The following is an 18,193-nucleotide window of genomic DNA, read 5'->3' on the forward strand; positions in this document are numbered from 1 at the left end:
CGGCTGAGGAACGTCATACGGCTCCGCGCAGTCTCAGCGCGTCGTCGCCGCACGCAGTCGTACGTCCGCGCGACGCTCGGCGACGGCGTCGCCCTCCGCCTTCGCGCGCTCCAGCTCCCGCTCCGCGCGCTGGACGTCGATCTCGTCCGACAGCTCGGCGATCTCGGCCAGCAGCGACAGCTTGTTGTCCGCGAACGAGATGAAACCGCCGTGCACCGCGGCGACGACCGTTCCACCATCACTCGTACGGATGGTCACCGGGCCCGACTCCAGCACACCGAGCAGCGGCTGGTGACCGGGCATGACGCCGATGTCGCCGGACGTGGTGCGCGCGACGACCAGGGTGGCCTCGCCGGACCAGACCTCTCGGTCGGCCGCGACCAACGCGACGTGCAGCTCAGCAGCCAAGGTGGCTCCTCGGGTCACCACCCGACTCTCATCGCCGGGTGTTATTGGCAAGTCTAGTAGGGCGCCGAGCACCAAGGTGTCGGGGCCCACCCCGGAACGCGGCCGGGGGACTGGGGGTTGTCCCCCAGGCGATGCAGCAGTGGGCGTGAAAGAGGGGGCGGGACGTACCCCGCCCCCTCAGTCGAACTCAGTGAGTTCAGGAGACGCCGAGCTCCTTGGCGTTGGCCTTGAGGTCCTCGATGCCACCGCACAGGAAGAACGCCTGCTCCGGGAAGTGGTCGTAGTCGCCGTCGATGATCGCGTTGAACGCCACGATCGACTCGTCCAGCGGTACGTCCGACCCGTCGACGCCGGTGAACTGCTTGGCGACGTGGGTGTTCTGGGACAGGAAGCGCTCCACGCGGCGGGCACGCTGGACGACCAGCTTGTCCTCCTCGCCGAGCTCGTCGATGCCGAGGATCGCGATGATGTCCTGGAGATCCTTGTACTTCTGCAGGACCCCCTTGACACGCATGGCCGTGTTGTAGTGGTCCGCCGAGATGTAGCGCGGGTCCAGGATCCGGGACGTGGAGTCCAGCGGGTCCACGGCCGGGTAGATGCCCTTCTCGGAGATCGGACGGGAGAGAACCGTCGTCGCGTCGAGGTGGGCGAACGTGGTGGCCGGGGCCGGGTCGGTCAGGTCGTCCGCGGGGACGTAGATCGCCTGCATCGAGGTGATCGAGTGACCACGGGTCGAGGTGATGCGCTCCTGGAGGAGACCCATCTCGTCGGCCAGGTTCGGCTGGTAGCCCACCGCGGAGGGCATCCGGCCGAGCAGGGTCGAGACCTCGGAACCGGCCTGCGTGAAGCGGAAGATGTTGTCGATGAAGAACAGCACGTCCTGCTTCTGCACATCGCGGAAGTACTCCGCCATGGTCAGACCGGCGAGGGCCACGCGCAGACGGGTGCCCGGGGGCTCGTCCATCTGGCCGAAGACCAGGGCGGTCTTGTCGATGACGCCCGACTCCGCCATCTCCTCGATGAGGTCGTTGCCCTCACGGGTGCGCTCACCGACACCGGCGAACACGGAGACGCCGTCGTGGTTGTTGGCGACGCGGTAGATCATCTCCTGGATGAGCACCGTCTTGCCGACGCCGGCACCACCGAACAGACCGATCTTTCCACCCTTGACGTACGGGGTGAGAAGGTCGATGACCTTGACGCCGGTCTCGAACATCTCGGTCTTCGACTCGAGCTCGTCGAAGTTCGGGGCCTTGCGGTGGATGCCCCAGCGCTCGCCCTCGTACTTCTCGTCGCTGTTCAGCACCTCACCGAGGGTGTTGAACACCTTGCCCTTGGTGAAGTCGCCGACCGGCACCGTGATGGAGGCACCGGTGTCGGTGACCGTGGCCTGGCGGACCAGACCGTCGGTGGGCTGCATGGAGATGGTGCGGACCAGGCCGTCACCCAGGTGCTGGGCGACCTCCAGGGTCAGCGTCTTCTTCGCACCGTCGAGGGCCGGGTCGGCTACCTCTACGTGCAGAGCGTTGTAGATCTCCGGCATCGCGTCGACGGGGAATTCCACGTCGACGACCGGGCCGATGACCCGGGCGACGCGGCCCGTGGCAACGGCCGTCTCAACTGTCGTCGTCATTACCTGTCACTCCCCGCGGTCGCGTCGGCCAGGGCTGCGGAGCCACCGACGATCTCGCTGATTTCCTGGGTGATTTCGGCCTGGCGGGCCGCGTTGGCAAGTCGGGAGAGGCTGGTGATCAGGTCTCCCGCGTTGTCGGTGGCCGACTTCATCGCGCGCCGCGTGGCGGCGTGCTTGGAGGCGGCCGACTGGAGCAGCGCGTTGTAGATACGGCTCTCGACGTAGCGCGGCAGAAGGGCGTCGAGGACGTCCTCCGCCGAGGGCTCGAAGTCGTACAACGGGAGGATCTCGCCCTGGGGGGCGGCCTCCTTCGCCACGTCTTCGAGGCTGAGCGGGAGCAGACGGTCGTCGAGCGCCGTCTGCGTCATCATCGAGACGAACTCGGTGAAGACGATGTGGAGCTCGTCCACGCCGCCCTCGGCCGTGTCCTTCTCGATGGCCTCGATCAGCGGCGCCGCGACCTTCTTGGCGTCCGCGTACGTTGGCTGGTCGGTGAAGCCGCCCCACGACTCCGTGATCTTGCGCTCACGGAAGTTGTAGTGCGCGACACCACGGCGGCCGACGATGTAGATCTCGACCTCCTTGCCCTCGCGCTCCAGCCGCTCGGTGAGCTTCTCCGCCGTCTTGATGGCGTTGGAGTTGAAGGCACCGGCAAGACCACGGTCGCTCGTCAGGAGCAGCACCGCGGACCGCACGACCGTCTCGGCCTGCGTGGTCAGCGGGTGCTTCGTGTTCGAGCCGGTACCAACCGCCGTGACCGCACGCGTCAGTTCCTGCGCGTACGGCGTGGAGGCCGCCACCTTGCGCTGCGCCTTGACGACGCGCGAGGCGGCGATCATCTCCATCGCCTTGGTGATCTTCTTGGTCGCGGTGACGGATCGGATGCGACGCTTGTAGACCCGGAGCTGGGCTCCCATGAGTCAGGTCCCTTCCGTCGTCACTTGGCCGTGGCGGCCGGCGCGTCTTCGCCGAGAAGCTTGCCGTCCGAGGTCTCGAACTGCTTCTTGAAGTCCGCGATGCCGTCGGCGATGGCGGTGAGCGTGTCGTCCGACATCTTGCCGCCCTCCTTGATGGAGGTCATGAGGCCCTGCTCCTTGCGGTGCAGGTACTCCAGCAGCTCCTTCTCGAAGCGGCGGATGTCGTTGACCGGGACCTCGTCCATCTTGCCGGTGGTGGCCGCCCAGATGGAGACGACCTGGTCCTCGGTGGCCATCGGCTGGTACTGAGCCTGCTTGAGCAGCTCGACCAGTCGCTGACCGCGCTCCAGCTGCGCCTTCGACGCGGCGTCCAGGTCGGAACCGAAGGCGGCGAACGCCTCCAGCTCACGGTACTGGGCGAGGTCCAGGCGCAGACGGCCGGAAACCTGCTTCATCGCCTTGTGCTGCGCGGAACCACCGACTCGGGAGACGGAGATACCGACGTTCAGCGCGGGGCGCTGACCGGCGTTGAACAGGTCCGACTCCAGGAAGCACTGGCCGTCGGTGATGGAGATGACGTTGGTCGGGATGAACGCCGAGACGTCGTTGGCCTTGGTCTCGACGATCGGCAGACCGGTCATCGAGCCGGCACCCAGCTCGTCGGAGAGCTTCGCGCAGCGCTCCAGCAGACGGGAGTGCAGGTAGAAGACGTCACCCGGGTAGGCCTCACGGCCCGGCGGGCGGCGCAGCAGGAGGGACACGGCGCGGTAGGCGTCGGCCTGCTTCGAGAGGTCGTCGAAGATGATGAGGACGTGCTTGCCCTCGTACATCCACTGCTGGCCGATGGCCGAACCGGTGTACGGCGCCAGGTACTTGAAGCCGGCCGGGTCGGACGCCGGGGCGGCGACGATGGTCGTGTACTCCAGCGCGCCGGCCTCTTCCAGGGCGCCACGCACGGAGGCGATGGTCGAGCCCTTCTGACCGATGGCGACGTAGACGCAGCGGACCTGCTTCTTCGGGTCGCCGGAGCGCCAGTTGTCGCGCTGGTTGATGATCGTGTCGACGGCCAGGGCGGTCTTGCCGGTCTGACGGTCACCGATGACCAGCTGACGCTGGCCACGGCCGATCGGGGTCATCGCGTCGACGGCCTTGTAGCCGGTCTCCATCGGCTCGTGCACCGACTTACGGGCCATGACGCCCGGAGCCTGCAGCTCAAGGGCACGACGACCGCTGGTCTCGATCTCGCCGAGGCCGTCGATCGGGTTGCCGAGCGGGTCGACGACGCGGCCGAGGTAGCCCTCGCCGACGGCCACGGAGAGGACCTCACCGGTACGGGAGACCGGCTGACCCTCCTCGATGCCGCTGAACTCACCGAGGATGACGCAGCCGATCTCGCGCTCTTCCAGGTTGAGTGCGAGGCCGAGGGTGCCGTCCTCGAACTTCAGCAGTTCGTTGGCCATGGCCGAGGGCAGACCCTCGACCTTCGCGATGCCGTCGCCGGCAAGGGTGACCGTACCGACCTCCTCGCGCGAGGCCGCGTCCGGCTTGTACGACTGGACGAAGTTCTCCAGCGCGTCCCGGATCTCCTCCGGCCGGATCGTGAGCTCCGCCATCTGGGTTCCCTGCTCTCCTTGTTGGGCCCGAAGTTTCACTTTGGGGGTCTGGGGGCGACCCCCAGGATTCTTCATGTACGGCCCAACCAGGGCCGTCGTAAGTACGTACTGCTATGAAGTTGCTGTCAGCCCGCCAGGCGGCGGCCGGCGGCCTCGATGCGGTCCGCGAGGGAGCCGTTGATGACCTCGTCGCCGACCTGCACCCGGATCCCGCCGAGGACCTCGGGGTCCACGTCGAGGTTGAGGTGCATCCGGCGGCCGTAGAGCTTCGCCAGGGCACCGCCCAGACGCTGCTTCTGCTGGTCGCTCAGCGGAACCGCCGAGGTGACGACGGCCACCATGCGGTCCCGGCGCTCGGCGGCGAGCTTGGACAGGGACTCCAGTCCCGCCTCCAGGCTACGTCCCCGGGGCGCGGCCACAAGGCGCGTCACCAGACGTTCGGTCGTCGCATCGGCGCGGCCGCCGAGCAGGCTGCCGAGCAGCTCACGCTTGGCCGGGGCCGTTGCGGCGCGGTCGGTCAGCGCGGCGCGCAGCTCGGTGTTCGAGGCGACGATCCGGCCGAACCGGAACAGCTCGTCCTCGACGTTGTCGAGCTTGCCCCGCCGCTGCGCGGCGGTGAGGTCGGCGGTGTCGGCCAGCTCCTCCAGCGCGTCCACCAGGTCACGCGAACGCGACCAGCGGGAGCGCACCATGCCGGACACCAGGTCGGTGGCGGGGCCGCCGACCTGCGTGCCGATCAGGCGCTGGGCCAGTTCGGCCTTGGCCTCGCCGGGCTGCGCCGGGTCGGTCAGGACCCGACGCAGCGACACCTCGCGGTCGAGCAGCGCGGTGACGGCGGCCAGCTCGTCGGCGAGCGAGCCGGCGTCCACGGACGTGTTGTCCGTCAGCGCGTCGAGACGCTCGCGTGCGGCTGCCAGGGCATCGCGGCTCGCTCCGTTCATCGCGCGGCCTCGGCCTTCTCCTCGAGGTCGTCGAGGAAGCGGTCGATCACGCGGCTCTGCCGGGCGTGGTCCTCGAGGGACTCACCGACGAGCTTGCCGGCCAGGTCGGTGGCGAGCTTGCCGACGTCCTGGCGCAGCGCGGACGCGGCGGCCTTGCGGTCGGCCTCGATCTGCGCGTGACCGGCGGCGACGATCTCCTCGCGCTGCCGCTGGCCTTCCGCGCGCATCTCGGCGATGAGCGTGGCGCCCTGCTCCTGCGCCTCCTGGCGCAGACGCGCTGCCTCGTGGCGGGCCTCGGCGAGCTGTGCCTTGTACTGCTCAAGGACGCTCTGGGCCTCGGTCTGCGCGGCCTCGGCCTTCTCGATACCGCCCTCGATGGCCTCGCGACGCTCTTCCAGAACCTTGTTGATGGTCGGGAGGAGCTTCTTGGCGAGGAAGCCGAAGACGATGACGAAGGCGATCAGGCCGATGACGAGCTCCGGCCACGGCGGAATGAGGGGATTCTCCTTCTCCGCCTCGGCCGCCAGCTGAACCAGTGCGTGGTTCACATCAGTGCCTTTCGTCGAATGGGGCTGTCGTCGTGGTTCGTCTTAGTAGACGAACGGCATGACGAGGCCGATGAGGGCCAGCGCCTCACAGAACGCGAAGCCGAGGATCTGGTTACCGCGGATGAGGCCGGCCGCCTCGGGCTGGCGGGCGAGAGCCTGGGTGCCGTTGCCGAAGATGATGCCGACGCCGACGCCCGGGCCGATCGCGGCGAGGCCGTAACCGATGGAGCCGAGGTTGCCGTCGACCGCAGCGAGGGTCTGGAGAGCGGACATGCCGGTTCTTCCTTCTCTTTCAGTGACCGGTGGGGGTTGGCCACCGGATGTCTCTGGGGGTGTGGCGGGGGCGGTGCTCAGTGGTGCTCGGCGAGCGCGCCCTGGATGTAGGTACAGGTCAGGAGGACGAAGACGTACGCCTGGACCGCCTGGATGAAGAGCTCGAAGGCCGTCATCACGATGACCATCACGAACGAGACGCCGGAGTAGGCGATGCCGATGCCGTTCAGCATGTACCAGCTGGCGATCGTGAAGAGCAGCAGCAGGGTGTGGCCGGCGAACATGTTCGCGAAGAGTCGCACGGCGTGCGTGAACGGACGGACCAGCAGGTTCGAGAAGAACTCGATGACCATGGCCAGCGGGAGCACGGCGCCGAGCGACTTGTCGTAGCCCGTCACGTTCTTGAAGAAGCCGACGAAGCCGTGCCGCTTGAAGGTCAACGACACCCAGGTGACGTAGACGAGCGCGGCGAGGACGGCCGGGTAGGCGATGATCGCCGTCACCGGGAAGGAGGCGACCGGGATGATCGACCACAGGTTGAGCATCCAGATGAAGAAGAACAGCGAGACGGCGAGCGGAACGTACTTCTCGCCCTCCTTCTTGCCGATCGTCTCGTAGACGACGCCGCGGCGGACGAAGTCGTAGCCGGCCTCGGCGATCATCTGGAGCTTGCCGGGGACGACCTTCGGACGGGCGAAGGCGGCCCAGAAGAAGCCCACGATGATGACGGAGCCGAGCAGGGCGAGCAGCATCGGCTTGTTGAAGTAGAGGCCGTTGCCGTCCGCGTCGCCCCAGAGGGGCTCGAACATGAACGAGTGCAGGCCCGGAGCCGGGAAGCCACACCCGTCGAACAGGTGACAGCTCGTGTCGAAAGCGAGCGTCTGCGTCGGGTCAGCACTCACCGCGGGCTCCTTCGTCGTGGCGCATAGGTACGGCAACCTCGTTGTGTCGGCGCGGCGGTAGGCCGCAGTTCGGCACGGGACTGGTGTAGCGGATGTGGGGGCGGCCGGGGGGCATCGAGCCTCGCGTTCGAGCAGGCGTCAGCTCGGATGCCCGCGCCCGCGATGCCGCAGTTGGCACCGGACGATAGCAGGGTCTCTCAGTCGCATTTATCCCGGCCCTACCTCTCACGACGAGTGCCCCGTTTTTTCGGGCTTGGTGCCCGAATCGGGTTCGACGTAGAGGATCTTGGACTTCATGTGGGCGCGTGTCTGTGCGGCGATCCAGGTGAGGGTGCCGACGACGAGCGTGAGAGCGAAAGCCTTGGGGTGGAACAGCGTGGTGTTCTTGAACACCGCGACGAAGACGAACAGCAGCAGGATCTGAGCCGTGTAGAGCATCAGGCCCATTGCCTGGAACAGGTGCGGAAGCGATTTGGCAGTGCGCTGCAGGACGTAGAGGCCGATACCCATGAAGAGGATCACGATCAGCGTCGCCACCCCCGCCCCGATCGCACCCTTGCCACCGGCGACCACACCACTGACGACGGCGGCGACAGCGCCGACGGCAGCCGTGGGCACGGCGGCCTGAGCCAGGATCCGGACGTCGTTGGACGGCATGGCGGCAACTCCGCTTTCAAAGGGGGGCAGGGTGTCGTCATGGACGAGCGTAGTCCCGGGCTGAGGGTGGCCCTCACGCCGATGGACCGTCGCACTGCGGTCCTTCGGCTCCGCCCTGGGTTCTCGTGAACCGTATCACAAACTATTTGATGCGGTCTTTACCTAGAAGGTGTGCCCGCTGTCACACATGAGAGTGACGCTGCGCGTCTGTGCAGGATCGCGGGTGACTTGTCTGGTATAAGGACAGTTTGTCGCCCCGTCGAACTCCCACGCGTTGGCAATGCTTTAGTCAGATTCTTACCTTGGGCGTCAGCGCGAGGTCTCGGCCTGACGCCTCTCCGGGGCATGCGAAGAACGAGCCCGCAGCGCGGTCGCGCCGTTGGCACCCGCCACTCCGACGGCGACCGGGGTGCGCTGTTCCACCTCCACGGGCTCCACGGACTCCGTGGCCTCCGCGACCACGGGACGCCGACGGCGGTAACGCGGCGGCACGATGGCCTGGGCCCACATCGGGACGCGCGGGGTGAAGCGCGGCAGCAGGAGCAGCACGAGACCGATCGCGCTGAGGAACACGACGCCGAGCACGATCCACATGGACGCGGAGTTCACCGAGTAGGCGAGCGAGCCGAACGCGATCAGCGCCGACCAGAAGTACATGATCCACACCGCGCGGCTGTGCGAGTGCCCGATCTCCAGGAGCCGGTGGTGCAAGTGCCCGCGGTCGGCGGCGAACGGCGACTGGCCCCGCCAAGTGCGACGCACGATGGCCGAGATCAGGTCGGCGGCCGGCACCGCGATGATGCTCAGCGGCAGCAGCAGCGGGATGTAGACGGGGACCGTCTGGTGCACGGCCGCCTTCTCGGACCCGGCGAACAGCTTCAGCGCGTCCGGGTCGATCTGCCCGGTGATGGAGATCGCGCCCGCGGCCAGCACCAGGCCGATGAGCATCGAGCCGGAGTCGCCCATGAAGATCCGCGCGGGGTGCATGTTGTGCGGCAGGAAGCCCAGGCACATGCCCATCAGGATCGCCGAGAACAGCGTCGCCGGGGCGGCCGCCTCGATGCCGTACGAGTACCAGATCCGGTAGGCGTACAGGAAGAACGCCGCGGCCGCGATGCAGACCATGCCGGCCGCGAGACCGTCGAGGCCGTCGACGAAGTTCACCGCGTTGATGGTGATGACGACGAGCGCGACCGTCAGCAGGGTGCCCTGCCACTGGGTCAGCGCGACCGAGCCGACGCTGGGGATGGGCAGCCACAGGATCGTCAGACCCTGCATGACCATCACGCCCGCGGCGATCATCTGGCCGCCCAGCTTGATCAGGGCGTCGATCTCGAACTTGTCGTCCAGGACACCGATCAGCCAGATCAGGGCCGCTCCGGAGAGCAGAGCGCGCGGTTCGTTCGACTTCTCGAAGACCTCGCTGAGGTTGGTCAGGTGGTCGGCGACCAGCAGGCCCGCGCACAGTCCGAAGAACATGGCGATACCGCCGAGCCGCGGAGTCGGTTCCCGGTGCACGTCACGGGCCCTGATCTCCGGCATCGCTCCGGCCACGATCGCGAACTTCCGTACCGGCCCTGTCAGCAGATACGTCACCGCGGCCGTGATGCAGAGCGTCAGCAGGTATTCACGCACAGGCTTCCCCACAGGTCTCGCTGGCCATCTCAGCCCCACACCCTAGCGACGCACGCATATGGTTGGGGACTTCCGGGTAGAGCCGATGGTTGCACGTGCGGCTGTGCCCGCAGGTGCGGATACCCCCGCTCAGGCCGGATACGGCGGAAATCCGCCGACCAGATCCCGTACTTCTTCACGTGCCCTGACGCTCTCCACCTCGCCGCGCACAACCCCCGCGAGCAGGGCGGCGATCCTCTCCATCTCCTTCTCCGCCATTCCCTGGGTGGTGACGGCGGCGGTGCCGAGGCGCAGTCCGCGGGTGTCCGCGTGAGGCAGCGCACAGCAGTCGAGCACCATGCCGGCGGCCGCGAGCCGTCCCCTCGCCGTGCGTCCGTCGACGCCGAGGGGCCCCGGATCGGCCGTCACGAGGTGGGTGTCGGTCCCGCCGGTGGTGACGACGAGCCCCTCGTCGGCCAGCGCGGCCGCGAGGATCCTCGCACTGGCCACCACCTGATGGGCGTACGCGGCGAACGCCGGTGTCGCCGCCTCCCCGAACGCGACCGCCTTCGCGGCGATGGTGTGCATCTGCGCGCCGCCCTGCGTGAACGGGAAGACGGCCCGGTCGACCCGCTCGGCCAGTTCGCCGCCGCAGAGGATCATTCCGCCGCGGGGGCCGCGCAGCACCTTGTGCGTGGTGGCGCAGACGACGTCGGCGTACGGCACCGGACTGGGCGCCGCTCCCCCGGCGACGAGCCCGATGGGGTGGGCGGCGTCGGCGATCAGATACGCGCCCACCTCGTCGGCGACCTCGCGGAAGAAGGCGTAGTCGATGTGCCGGGGATAGGCGATGGAGCCGCACACGATCGCCTTGGGCCGGTGGGTGCGGGCCAGTGTCCGGACCTGGTCGTGGTCGATGAGCCCGGTCTCGGCGTCGACGCCGTAGGGGACGAAGTCGAACCAGCGGCCGGAGAAGTTGGCGGGCGAGCCGTGGGTGAGGTGGCCGCCGTAGGGCAGGCCGAGGGCGAGGACGGTGTCGCCGGGGCGCAGGAGCGCGGCGTAGGCGGCCAGGACCGCCGAAGAGCCGGAGTGGGACTGCACGTTGGCGTGCTCGGCGCCGAACAGGGACTTCGCCCGGTCCACGGCGAGCCGCTCGGCGACGTCGACGATCTCGCAGCCGCCGTGGTGCCGGGCGCCCGGATATCCCTCGGCGTACTTGTTGGCCAGCGCGGAGCCCAGCGCGGCCAGTACGGCCGGTGAGCAGAAGTTCTCGGCGGCGATGAGCTGAAGCGTCGACGACTGCCGGTGGAGCTCCCCGAGCAGGATCTCGGCCAGCTCGGGGTCCTGCCGCGCGAGGACGTCGGCGGTCTGGGGCGCATGGGTGACCGACATGGTGGACTCCGGGGCGTCGACGATGACGTACGTCCAATGTAGGCCCGGGGCCCGTGGGGTGCCCGGTCGTTACGTCCTTGCGGGTACACCCGTGAGCGCGGTGACGACAGGATCCAGCGCCTCGTTCAGCCCCATCCCCAACGCGCCCCTCGCACCGCTCGGCCCCGGCGGGCCTCCCGGGCTTCGGGCCGCTGCGTCGGACTCCGTCCGCCGGCTCGGGTCCCGCCCTGCGTCACGCGCGCGCAGGAACCCCCGTCAGCGCCGTCACCACCGGATCCAGCGCCTCGTTTATCTCGTCCCCGATCGAGCGGAAGAAGGGCAGCGGTGCTCCGTACGGGTCGAAGACCTCGTCGGCCTCGGCGGTCGGGGCCAGGAGCCACCCGCGTAGAGCGGCCGCCGCACGGACCAGGGCGCGTGCGCGGATCACCAGGCCCTCCTCGAGAGGCGGCAGGGTCGCCGTGTCTATCGCCTTCACCAGACGGGTGAACTCCTTCAGCGTGAAGGTGCGCAGGCCCGCCGAGTGGCCCATCGAGATCACCTGCTGACGGTGGTCGCGGGTGGCGGTCAGGACCAGGTCCGCCATGATCACGTGTTCGTCCAGCAGTTCCCGGCCCGTGAAGCCGGAGGCGTCCGCGCCGAACTCGGCAAGCACGGCCTCCGCGTTGGCCTCCATGGGCGCGCCCTCGTGGCCCCAGGTCCCCGCGCTCTCCACGACCAGGCCGCCCCACAGCGGGTCGCCGAGCCGGTCCGCCAGGGCATGCCGGGTCAGCCGCTCGGTGATCGGCGAGCGGCACACGTTGCCGGTGCTGACGTGGAGGATGCGGAAGCTGTCACGCGGGAGCCCTGTGAAGGTCCGCGTCTCTTCCCCGTCCCATATGCCACGCCCCGCGTCAGGGGCCGTCAATTCGCCACCTCGAGGTCGGGTACGACCTTCCTGAGCTCGTCCGCGGAGATCGCGCCCGCGCGCAGCAGCAGGGGCACCTCGCGGGTGACGTCGACGATCGAGGAGGGGACGTTGCCGGGGGTCGGGCCGCCGTCGAGGTAGACGGAGACCGAGTCGCCGAGCATCTCCTGCGCGGCGTCGCAGGTCTCCGGCGAGGGGTGACCGGTCAGGTTGGCGGAGGAGACCGCCATGGGACCGACCTCGGTCAGCAGCTCGATGGCGACCGGGTGCAGCGGCATACGGACGGCCACCGTGCCCCTCGTGTCACCCAGGTCCCACTGGAGGGACGGCTGGTGCTTGGCGACGAGGGTGAGCGCGCCCGGCCAGAAGGCGTCGACGAGTTCCCAGGCCAGCTCGGAGAAGTCGGTGACGAGACCGTGGAGGGTGTTCGGGGAGCCGATCAGCACGGGGGTGGGCATGTTGCGGCCCCGGCCCTTGGCCTCCAGGAGGTCGGAGACGGCCTCGGAGGAGAACGCGTCGGCGCCGATGCCGTACACCGTGTCGGTCGGGAGGACCACGAGCTCGCCACGGCGGACGGCGGACGCGGCTTCGCGCAGACCGGTCGTGCGGTCGGTCGCGTCGTTGGTGTCGTATCGCCGTGCCATATCTAGCGGGCCTCCTCGTACACGTACTGCTCTGAAGTCTGGGGAGTGCGGCTCACGGCATCGCCCTGCGGGCCGTCGCGAACCTGGGGCGGTTGTTGAGGTCGGGGTGGTCGGCCGCGTCGGCCCAGCCCCGCTCCTCGGTGAAGATCCACGGCACCTGGCCGCCCTGGGTGTCGGCGTGCTCGATGACGACGACACCTCCGGGGCGCAGGAGCCGGTGTGCGGTCCGTTCCAGACCGCGGATGAGGTCGAGGCCGTCCTCCCCCGAGAACAGGGCGAGTTCGGGATCGTAGTCCCGCGCCTCGGGAGCGACGTACTCCCACTCGGTGAGCGGGATGTAGGGCGGGTTGGAGATCACCAGGTCGACATGGCCGTCGAGGTCGGGGAAGGCGTCCAGGGCGTTGCCCTGCCGCAGGTCGACCCGCGAGCCCTCGACGTTCTTACGGGTCCACCGCAGCGCTTCCTCCGACAGCTCCACGGCGTGCACGCGGGAGCGCGGGACCTCCTGGGCCAGGGCGAGCGCGATGGCGCCGGAGCCGGTGCACAGGTCGACGATGCACGGCTCGACGACGTCCATCGCGCGTACGGCGTCTATGGCCCAGCCGACCACGGACTCCGTCTCGGGCCGCGGCACGAACACACCGGGTCCCACCTGGAGTTCGAGGTACCGGAAGTAGGCGAGACCGGTGATGTGCTGGAGCGGCTCGCGCTGCTCACGGCGCGCGATGGTCTCCCAGTAGCGGGCGTCGAAGTCCGCGTCCTTCACGGAGTGCAGCTCGCCCCGCTTCACGCCGTGCACGAACGCGGCGAGCTCCTCCGCGTCGTTGCGCGGCGAGGGCACGCCGGCGTCGGCCAGCCGCTGGGTGGCCTGGGCCACCTCTGCGAGCAGCAAGCCGCGGGGGTTTGGGGGTCGTCCCCCAAATGATGGCTGCACGCAAGTCCTCCGTGTCGTACTCGGCCGTGCGTAGGTACCTCTTCGGCGGCCTTTACGCGGCCGCCAGCTTCGCCGCCGAGTCCGCGTCGACGCAGGCCTGGATCACCGCGTCGAGGTCGCCGTCCAGGACCTGGTCCAGGTTGTACGACTTGAAGCCGACGCGGTGGTCCGAGATGCGGTTCTCCGGGAAGTTGTACGTGCGGATCTTCTCGGAGCGGTCGACGGTGCGGACCTGGCTGCGCCGGGCGTCGGCGGCATTCCTCTCCGCCTCCTCCTGCGCCGCCGCGAGCAGCCTGGAGCGCAGGATACGCAAGGCCTGCTCCTTGTTCTGCAGCTGGCTCTTCTCGTTCTGGCAGGAGGCGACGACTCCGGTGGGAATGTGCGTGATACGCACGGCGGAGTCGGTCGTGTTGACGGACTGCCCGCCGGGACCTGAGGAGCGGTAGACGTCGATGCGGAGGTCGTTGGGGTTGATCTCGACGTCGACCTCCTCCGCCTCGGGGGTGACCAGCACACCGGCCGCGGAGGTGTGGATACGACCCTGGGACTCGGTCGCCGGGACGCGCTGCACGCGGTGCACGCCGCCCTCGTACTTCATCCGGGCCCAGACGCCCTGGCCGGGCTCGGTGGCACCCTGGCCACCCTTGGTCTTCACGGCGACCTGGACGTCCTTGTAGCCGCCCAGCTCGGACTCGGTGGCGTCGATGATCTCGGTCTTCCAGCCGACGCGCTCGGCGTACCGGAGATACATGCGCAGCAGGTCGCCGGCGAACAGCGCGGACTCGTCGCCGCCCGCGCCCGCCTTGATCTCGAGGATGACGTCCTTGTCGTCGCTGGGGTCGCGCGGGACGAGGAGAAGCCGCAGCTTCTCCGTCAGCTCGTCGCGGGCCTTCTCCAGCTCCTTGACCTCGGCGGCGAACTCCGGGTCGTCGGCGCCCAGTTCGCGGGCGGTCTCGATGTCGTCGCCGGTCTGCTTCCAGGAGCGGTACGTGGCGACGATCGGGGTGAGCTCGGCGTAGCGCTTGTTCAGCTTGCGCGCGTTGGCCTGGTCGGAGTGGACCGACGGGTCGGCGAGCTTCGTCTCCAGGTCGGCGTGCTCACCGACGAGTTCCTCGACGGCCTCGAACATCTCAGGGCTCCTGTACTGCGGATGAAGGGGGAAGGCGGGCGACCAAAAACGCCGGTCCCGGCGCACTCCGAGGAGTGCGGCGTGGACCGGCGCTGGTGGCTCGCTACTTCTTGGCAGCAGCCTTGCCGAAGCGGGCCTCGAAGCGGGCCACACGGCCACCGGTGTCGAGGATCTTCTGCTTGCCCGTGTAGAACGGGTGGCACTCGGAGCAGACCTCGGCGCGGATGGTGCCGCTCTGGATCGTGCTACGGGTGATGAACGACGCGCCACAGGTGCAGCTGACCTGCGTATCGACGTACTCGGGGTGGATGTCGCGCTTCAAGGTGTCTCCTAGTTTCGGGAGGGCGCCGGGTCGCCGCCGCGGGCTGCGGGGGCGTGAACCGGGGCCGACGTACCAGTCTGCCAGGACTGGCCGCATCCCCCAAAACGAGGGGGCACCGCGATCTATTCCCCGCCCTCGGCAGACGGGGTCCTACGACGTGACGACGCCCTTGGCCTGGCCCGTCGCGGTGCCTTCGGTGGCCGACTTCGGAATCGTCCGGTCGTTCTCCAGGGCCGTCCAGATCTGGCTGGCCTTGGTCTCCTGCACGATCACGCGGTTCGGGTTCGCCGGGTCGTAGCGGACCGGCATCGTGACCATGGTCATGTCCGACGGGCTGATGTGCTTGAGGCCGCTCGCGAAGGAGACCAGGGAGTTGACCGAGCCGAGGTCGGAGTCGGTGGTGACGGCCTTGGTGGCGGTGTTCGCGAGGTCGTACAGCTTCTTGGGGCTGGTCAGCACGCCGACGCTCTTGACCTGCTTGACCAGCGCCTTGATGAAGGCCTGCTGGAGCTGGATTCGGCCGAGGTCGGACCCGTCGCCGACGCCGTGCCGGGTGCGGACGAGACCGAGCGCCTGGGCGCCGGTGAGTTCGTGCGGGCCGGCCTTGAGGTCCAGGTGGCTGTCGGTGTCCTTGATGTCCTTGGTCGTGGTGACCGTGACCCCGCCGAGTTCGTCGACCAGCTTCTCGAAGCCGCTGAAGTCGACCTCCAGGTAGTGGTCCATGCGGATGTCGGTCATGGACTCGACGGTCTTGACGGCACAGGCCGCGCCACCGGTGGTGTACGCGGAGTTGAACATGACGTCCGACGCGGCGTCGTGCTCCTTGCCGCCGGTGTCGGTGCACTGGGGGCGGTTGATCAGGGTGTCGCGCGGTATGGAGACCACGGTGGCCTTCTTGTGGCCCTCGTACACGTGGATGATCATCGCGGTGTCGGAGCGGGCGCTGCCGTCGTCGGTGCCGCCGCCGAGCTTCTTGTTGGAGCCGGAGCGGGTGTCCGAGCCCAGGACGAGGATGTTCTCGGAGCCGTTGTCGACCTTCGTGGGCCGCTCACTGCCGAGGACCTGGTCGATGTCGACGCTCTTGATGTTGCCGTTGAGCTTGAAGTACAGGTAACCCGCCCCAGTACCGCCCAGCACGACGATCCCCGCGGCGACCCAGGCCGTGATCAACAGGCCCTTTCGCCCCTTGCTGCGGGGTTTGCGACGACGTCCCTTGCCATTGCCCTCGGCTGACATGCGCTCCTCGAATCTCGTCCGGTCGGTTACCCCCTGCTTTCAGGGTCAGACGTGGTCACCAAAAGACCCGTACCGCACCATGGTCGCTCCGCCTGGTCAGACGGCGAAACTCGAGAAAGGGTTGCACAACGTGCTGTGACCACCACGTGAAGCTGCGGTCACAGCACGTCACAGAATCATCAGGGCAAGCCCTGTTCACCAGCGGTTTCAGCCAAAGATGTCGTACTGCTGGAAACCGGTCCCCACACTGGCCCTTGTGGCAAAGATCTCGCTGGTCGCCTTGCCGGTGCCCTTGTACAGATAGAGCGTGCCACCCGCGGTGCGGGCCACGAGGTCGGCCCTGCCGTCGCCGGTGATGTCACCGACGGCGTCGAAGGCGTTGTAGCCGCTCCAGTTCGTGCGCACCTTGACCCGGGCCGCGAAGACGCCCGTGCCGGACTTGCCGGTGCCCTTGTACAGGTAGAGGTCGCCGGTGCTCTTGTTGCGGGCGAGCACGTCCGCCTTGCCGTCGCCGGTGAAGTCGCCGTGACCGAGCAGCTGGTTGTACTGGCTCCAGCCGCCGCCGACCCGCACCCGGGCCGCGAAGCTGCCGTCGCCCTTGCCGGGGTAGATCCACAGGACGCCCGCGGAGTCGACCGAGAGCAGGTCGGGCTTGTAGTCGCCGGTGACGTCGCCCGGCGTGACGATCCGGGTGCGGGTCCGCCAGTCGGTGAAGACCTTCTTCGGGTCGGCCCAGGCCCCGGTGGAGGGGAGGAACCGCAGCCAGTAGACGTCACCGGTGGCGGAGACGCGGTACATGAGGTCCTGGTAGCCGTCCCGGTTGAGGTCGGTCTGCCGGACGAGGTTCACCCCGTTCCAGTCGCCCCAGGACTGCCGGGCGCCGAGGGTGGTGCCCTTGGAGTCCTGCTCGTAGCCGACCTTGGTGGAGGACTTGCGCATCCACAGGTCGGCCTTGTGGTCGAAGCTGAGGTTGGTGTCGTCGACGCGCGGATAGGCGGCGCCGACGTACTTGCTGACCTTGGTGAAGACGCTGTAGGCGCCCTTGGCGACGCAGTCCGTGACGTTCCAGGAGACGACGCCGACGATCCGCCCGTTCACGACGAGGGGGCCGCCTGAGTCACCGCTGCAGATGGCGGTCGTACCGGAGTCGCTGCCGCTGGCGGGCGGTCCGGCGCAGGTCATGTGCCCCTTGATGAACCAGGAGCCGTAGGCCGCGGCGCAGGTCGTGTCCGACTTGATGGGCAGCGTGGCCGTCTTCAGGGTCGGGGAGATGTCGTCGCTGGTGGAGCTGGTGCGGCCCCAGCCGTAGACCTTGGCGCTCTTGGCGCCGGTCGTGGCGGGGTCGTACGAGGCGGTGTCGGTGGACGTCGTCATACGGATCGGGGTGGCCTTGACGGGGACCGCCAGGGTCAGGACCGCGATGTCGTTGTCGATGGTGTCTGCGTTGTACGACGGGTGGTACCACTGCCGCAGCACGGCCGTCGCGGTGCCGCCGTGCAGGTCGCCGTCGTCGGAGGGCAGCTGCGTGGCCCCGGTCACCACGGCGCCGCCCTTGGCCCAGTCGGCGCCCTTGACGCAGTGCGCGGCGGTGAGGATCTTCGTCGGCGCGACGACGGCACCGCCGCAGAAGAAGCCGGTGTCGTCACTGGTGTCGGTGGTGCCCTGGTCGTCGGTGTACCAGAGCTGGGCCATCCACGGGGCCGAGCTGATGGTGGTCGTCGTACCGCCGATGACCATCGGCGAGACGGCGGAGTCGACCGTGCCACCGCTCATCGGCGACCGGGTCGTCGTCCCGGAGGTGTCCTCGGCCGCCGTGGCACCGGCGATCCGCCGCTCGAGCTCGGTCTGCGACGGCGTGGACGCGACGGTGGCGGCCGTGGCGGCCGTGGCCGGCGCCTGCGGCTCGGGCACGACGGTGGCGGCGTTCGCCGACGTGGCCAGCAGCGCGGCGGCCACGGCGACGGGCAGAGCGATCCGGAGCCGCCGTCTGTGGCGCCCGGCGCCTCCGGACATGGATATGCCCATGCGGGTCCCCCCCTGGGGATCAGAAGTTCAGAGATCGAAAATTCGACCGAAGAGCGTGATCGTAAACCAAAGAGGGCCGCCCCCTGACAACAGGGGGCGGC

The 18,193-nt window shown here is 68.6% G+C and carries 18 protein-coding genes; all 18 read right to left on the reverse strand.

Annotated elements, in window-relative coordinates; genetic code table 11:
* Positions 1–33 precede the first annotated feature (33 nt).
* Positions 34–408: a F0F1 ATP synthase subunit epsilon gene (locus tag OG841_RS15570; protein WP_328640928.1), complete on the reverse strand. Its 375-nt coding sequence runs from the start codon at positions 406–408 to the stop codon at positions 34–36.
* A 196-nt stretch (positions 409–604) separates the two neighbouring features.
* Positions 605–2,041: a F0F1 ATP synthase subunit beta gene (gene atpD, locus OG841_RS15575; RefSeq protein ID WP_328640927.1), complete on the reverse strand. Its 1,437-nt coding sequence runs from the start codon at positions 2,039–2,041 to the stop codon at positions 605–607.
* Positions 2,041–2,958: a F0F1 ATP synthase subunit gamma gene (locus OG841_RS15580; RefSeq protein ID WP_266526977.1), complete on the reverse strand. Its 918-nt coding sequence runs from the start codon at positions 2,956–2,958 to the stop codon at positions 2,041–2,043. The genes atpD and OG841_RS15580 overlap by 1 nt, the downstream gene beginning before the upstream one ends.
* A 20-nt stretch (positions 2,959–2,978) precedes the next feature.
* Positions 2,979–4,571: a F0F1 ATP synthase subunit alpha gene (gene atpA / locus OG841_RS15585; RefSeq protein WP_328640926.1), complete on the reverse strand. Its 1,593-nt coding sequence runs from the start codon at positions 4,569–4,571 to the stop codon at positions 2,979–2,981.
* 125 nt (positions 4,572–4,696) lie between these two features.
* Positions 4,697–5,512, reverse strand: a complete 816-nt coding sequence (locus OG841_RS15590) for a F0F1 ATP synthase subunit delta (RefSeq protein ID WP_365119471.1) — start codon at positions 5,510–5,512, stop codon at positions 4,697–4,699.
* Positions 5,509–6,060: a F0F1 ATP synthase subunit B gene (locus tag OG841_RS15595; protein ID WP_020136564.1), complete on the reverse strand. Its 552-nt coding sequence runs from the start codon at positions 6,058–6,060 to the stop codon at positions 5,509–5,511. Before OG841_RS15595 ends, OG841_RS15590 begins: the two co-directional genes overlap by 4 nt.
* A 42-nt stretch (positions 6,061–6,102) precedes the next feature.
* Positions 6,103–6,333 (reverse strand): ATP synthase subunit C, encoded by a 231-nt coding sequence (locus tag OG841_RS15600; protein ID WP_020136565.1) that lies wholly within the window; start codon positions 6,331–6,333, stop codon positions 6,103–6,105.
* A 77-nt stretch (positions 6,334–6,410) separates the two neighbouring features.
* The gene (gene atpB, locus OG841_RS15605; protein ID WP_328640924.1) at positions 6,411–7,235 is read right to left on the reverse strand and encodes a F0F1 ATP synthase subunit A; all 825 of its coding nucleotides are present in this window, start codon (positions 7,233–7,235) and stop codon (positions 6,411–6,413) included.
* Positions 7,236–7,460: 225 nt separating this feature from the next.
* A complete protein-coding gene (locus OG841_RS15610) occupies positions 7,461–7,892 on the reverse strand; it encodes a hypothetical protein (protein ID WP_057612081.1) in 432 nt (143 codons plus the stop codon).
* A gap of 309 nt (positions 7,893–8,201) precedes the next feature.
* Complete coding sequence (locus tag OG841_RS15615; protein ID WP_365119468.1) at positions 8,202–9,527, reverse strand: MraY family glycosyltransferase; 1,326 nt, start codon at positions 9,525–9,527, stop codon at positions 8,202–8,204.
* 129 nt (positions 9,528–9,656) lie between these two features.
* Complete coding sequence (gene glyA / locus OG841_RS15620; RefSeq protein WP_371565765.1) at positions 9,657–10,898, reverse strand: serine hydroxymethyltransferase; 1,242 nt, start codon at positions 10,896–10,898, stop codon at positions 9,657–9,659.
* 232 nt (positions 10,899–11,130) lie between these two features.
* A complete protein-coding gene (locus OG841_RS15625) occupies positions 11,131–11,802 on the reverse strand; it encodes an arsenate reductase/protein-tyrosine-phosphatase family protein (protein ID WP_328640921.1) in 672 nt (223 codons plus the stop codon).
* The gene (locus OG841_RS15630) at positions 11,799–12,446 is read right to left on the reverse strand and encodes an L-threonylcarbamoyladenylate synthase (protein ID WP_328640920.1); all 648 of its coding nucleotides are present in this window, start codon (positions 12,444–12,446) and stop codon (positions 11,799–11,801) included. Before OG841_RS15630 ends, OG841_RS15625 begins: the two co-directional genes overlap by 4 nt.
* Positions 12,447–12,498: 52 nt before the next feature.
* A complete protein-coding gene (prmC, locus tag OG841_RS15635; RefSeq protein WP_057612086.1) occupies positions 12,499–13,338 on the reverse strand; it encodes a peptide chain release factor N(5)-glutamine methyltransferase in 840 nt (279 codons plus the stop codon).
* A gap of 94 nt (positions 13,339–13,432) precedes the next feature.
* The gene (prfA, locus tag OG841_RS15640) at positions 13,433–14,509 is read right to left on the reverse strand and encodes a peptide chain release factor 1 (protein ID WP_266526956.1); all 1,077 of its coding nucleotides are present in this window, start codon (positions 14,507–14,509) and stop codon (positions 13,433–13,435) included.
* 103 nt (positions 14,510–14,612) lie between these two features.
* Positions 14,613–14,831 carry a 50S ribosomal protein L31 gene (gene rpmE, locus OG841_RS15645; protein ID WP_328640919.1) on the reverse strand — a complete coding sequence of 73 codons (219 nt, stop codon included), beginning with the start codon at positions 14,829–14,831 and terminating at the stop codon, positions 14,613–14,615.
* Positions 14,832–14,981: 150 nt separating this feature from the next.
* Positions 14,982–16,067: an LCP family protein gene (locus tag OG841_RS15650; protein WP_371565769.1), complete on the reverse strand. Its 1,086-nt coding sequence runs from the start codon at positions 16,065–16,067 to the stop codon at positions 14,982–14,984.
* A 207-nt stretch (positions 16,068–16,274) separates the two neighbouring features.
* Complete coding sequence (locus OG841_RS15655; RefSeq protein WP_371570706.1) at positions 16,275–18,080, reverse strand: trypsin-like serine protease; 1,806 nt, start codon at positions 18,078–18,080, stop codon at positions 16,275–16,277.
* Positions 18,081–18,193: the final 113 nt, after the last annotated feature.

The sequence above is a fragment of the Streptomyces canus genome, from assembly GCF_041435015.1.
Taxonomy (GTDB): domain Bacteria; phylum Actinomycetota; class Actinomycetes; order Streptomycetales; family Streptomycetaceae; genus Streptomyces; species Streptomyces canus_G.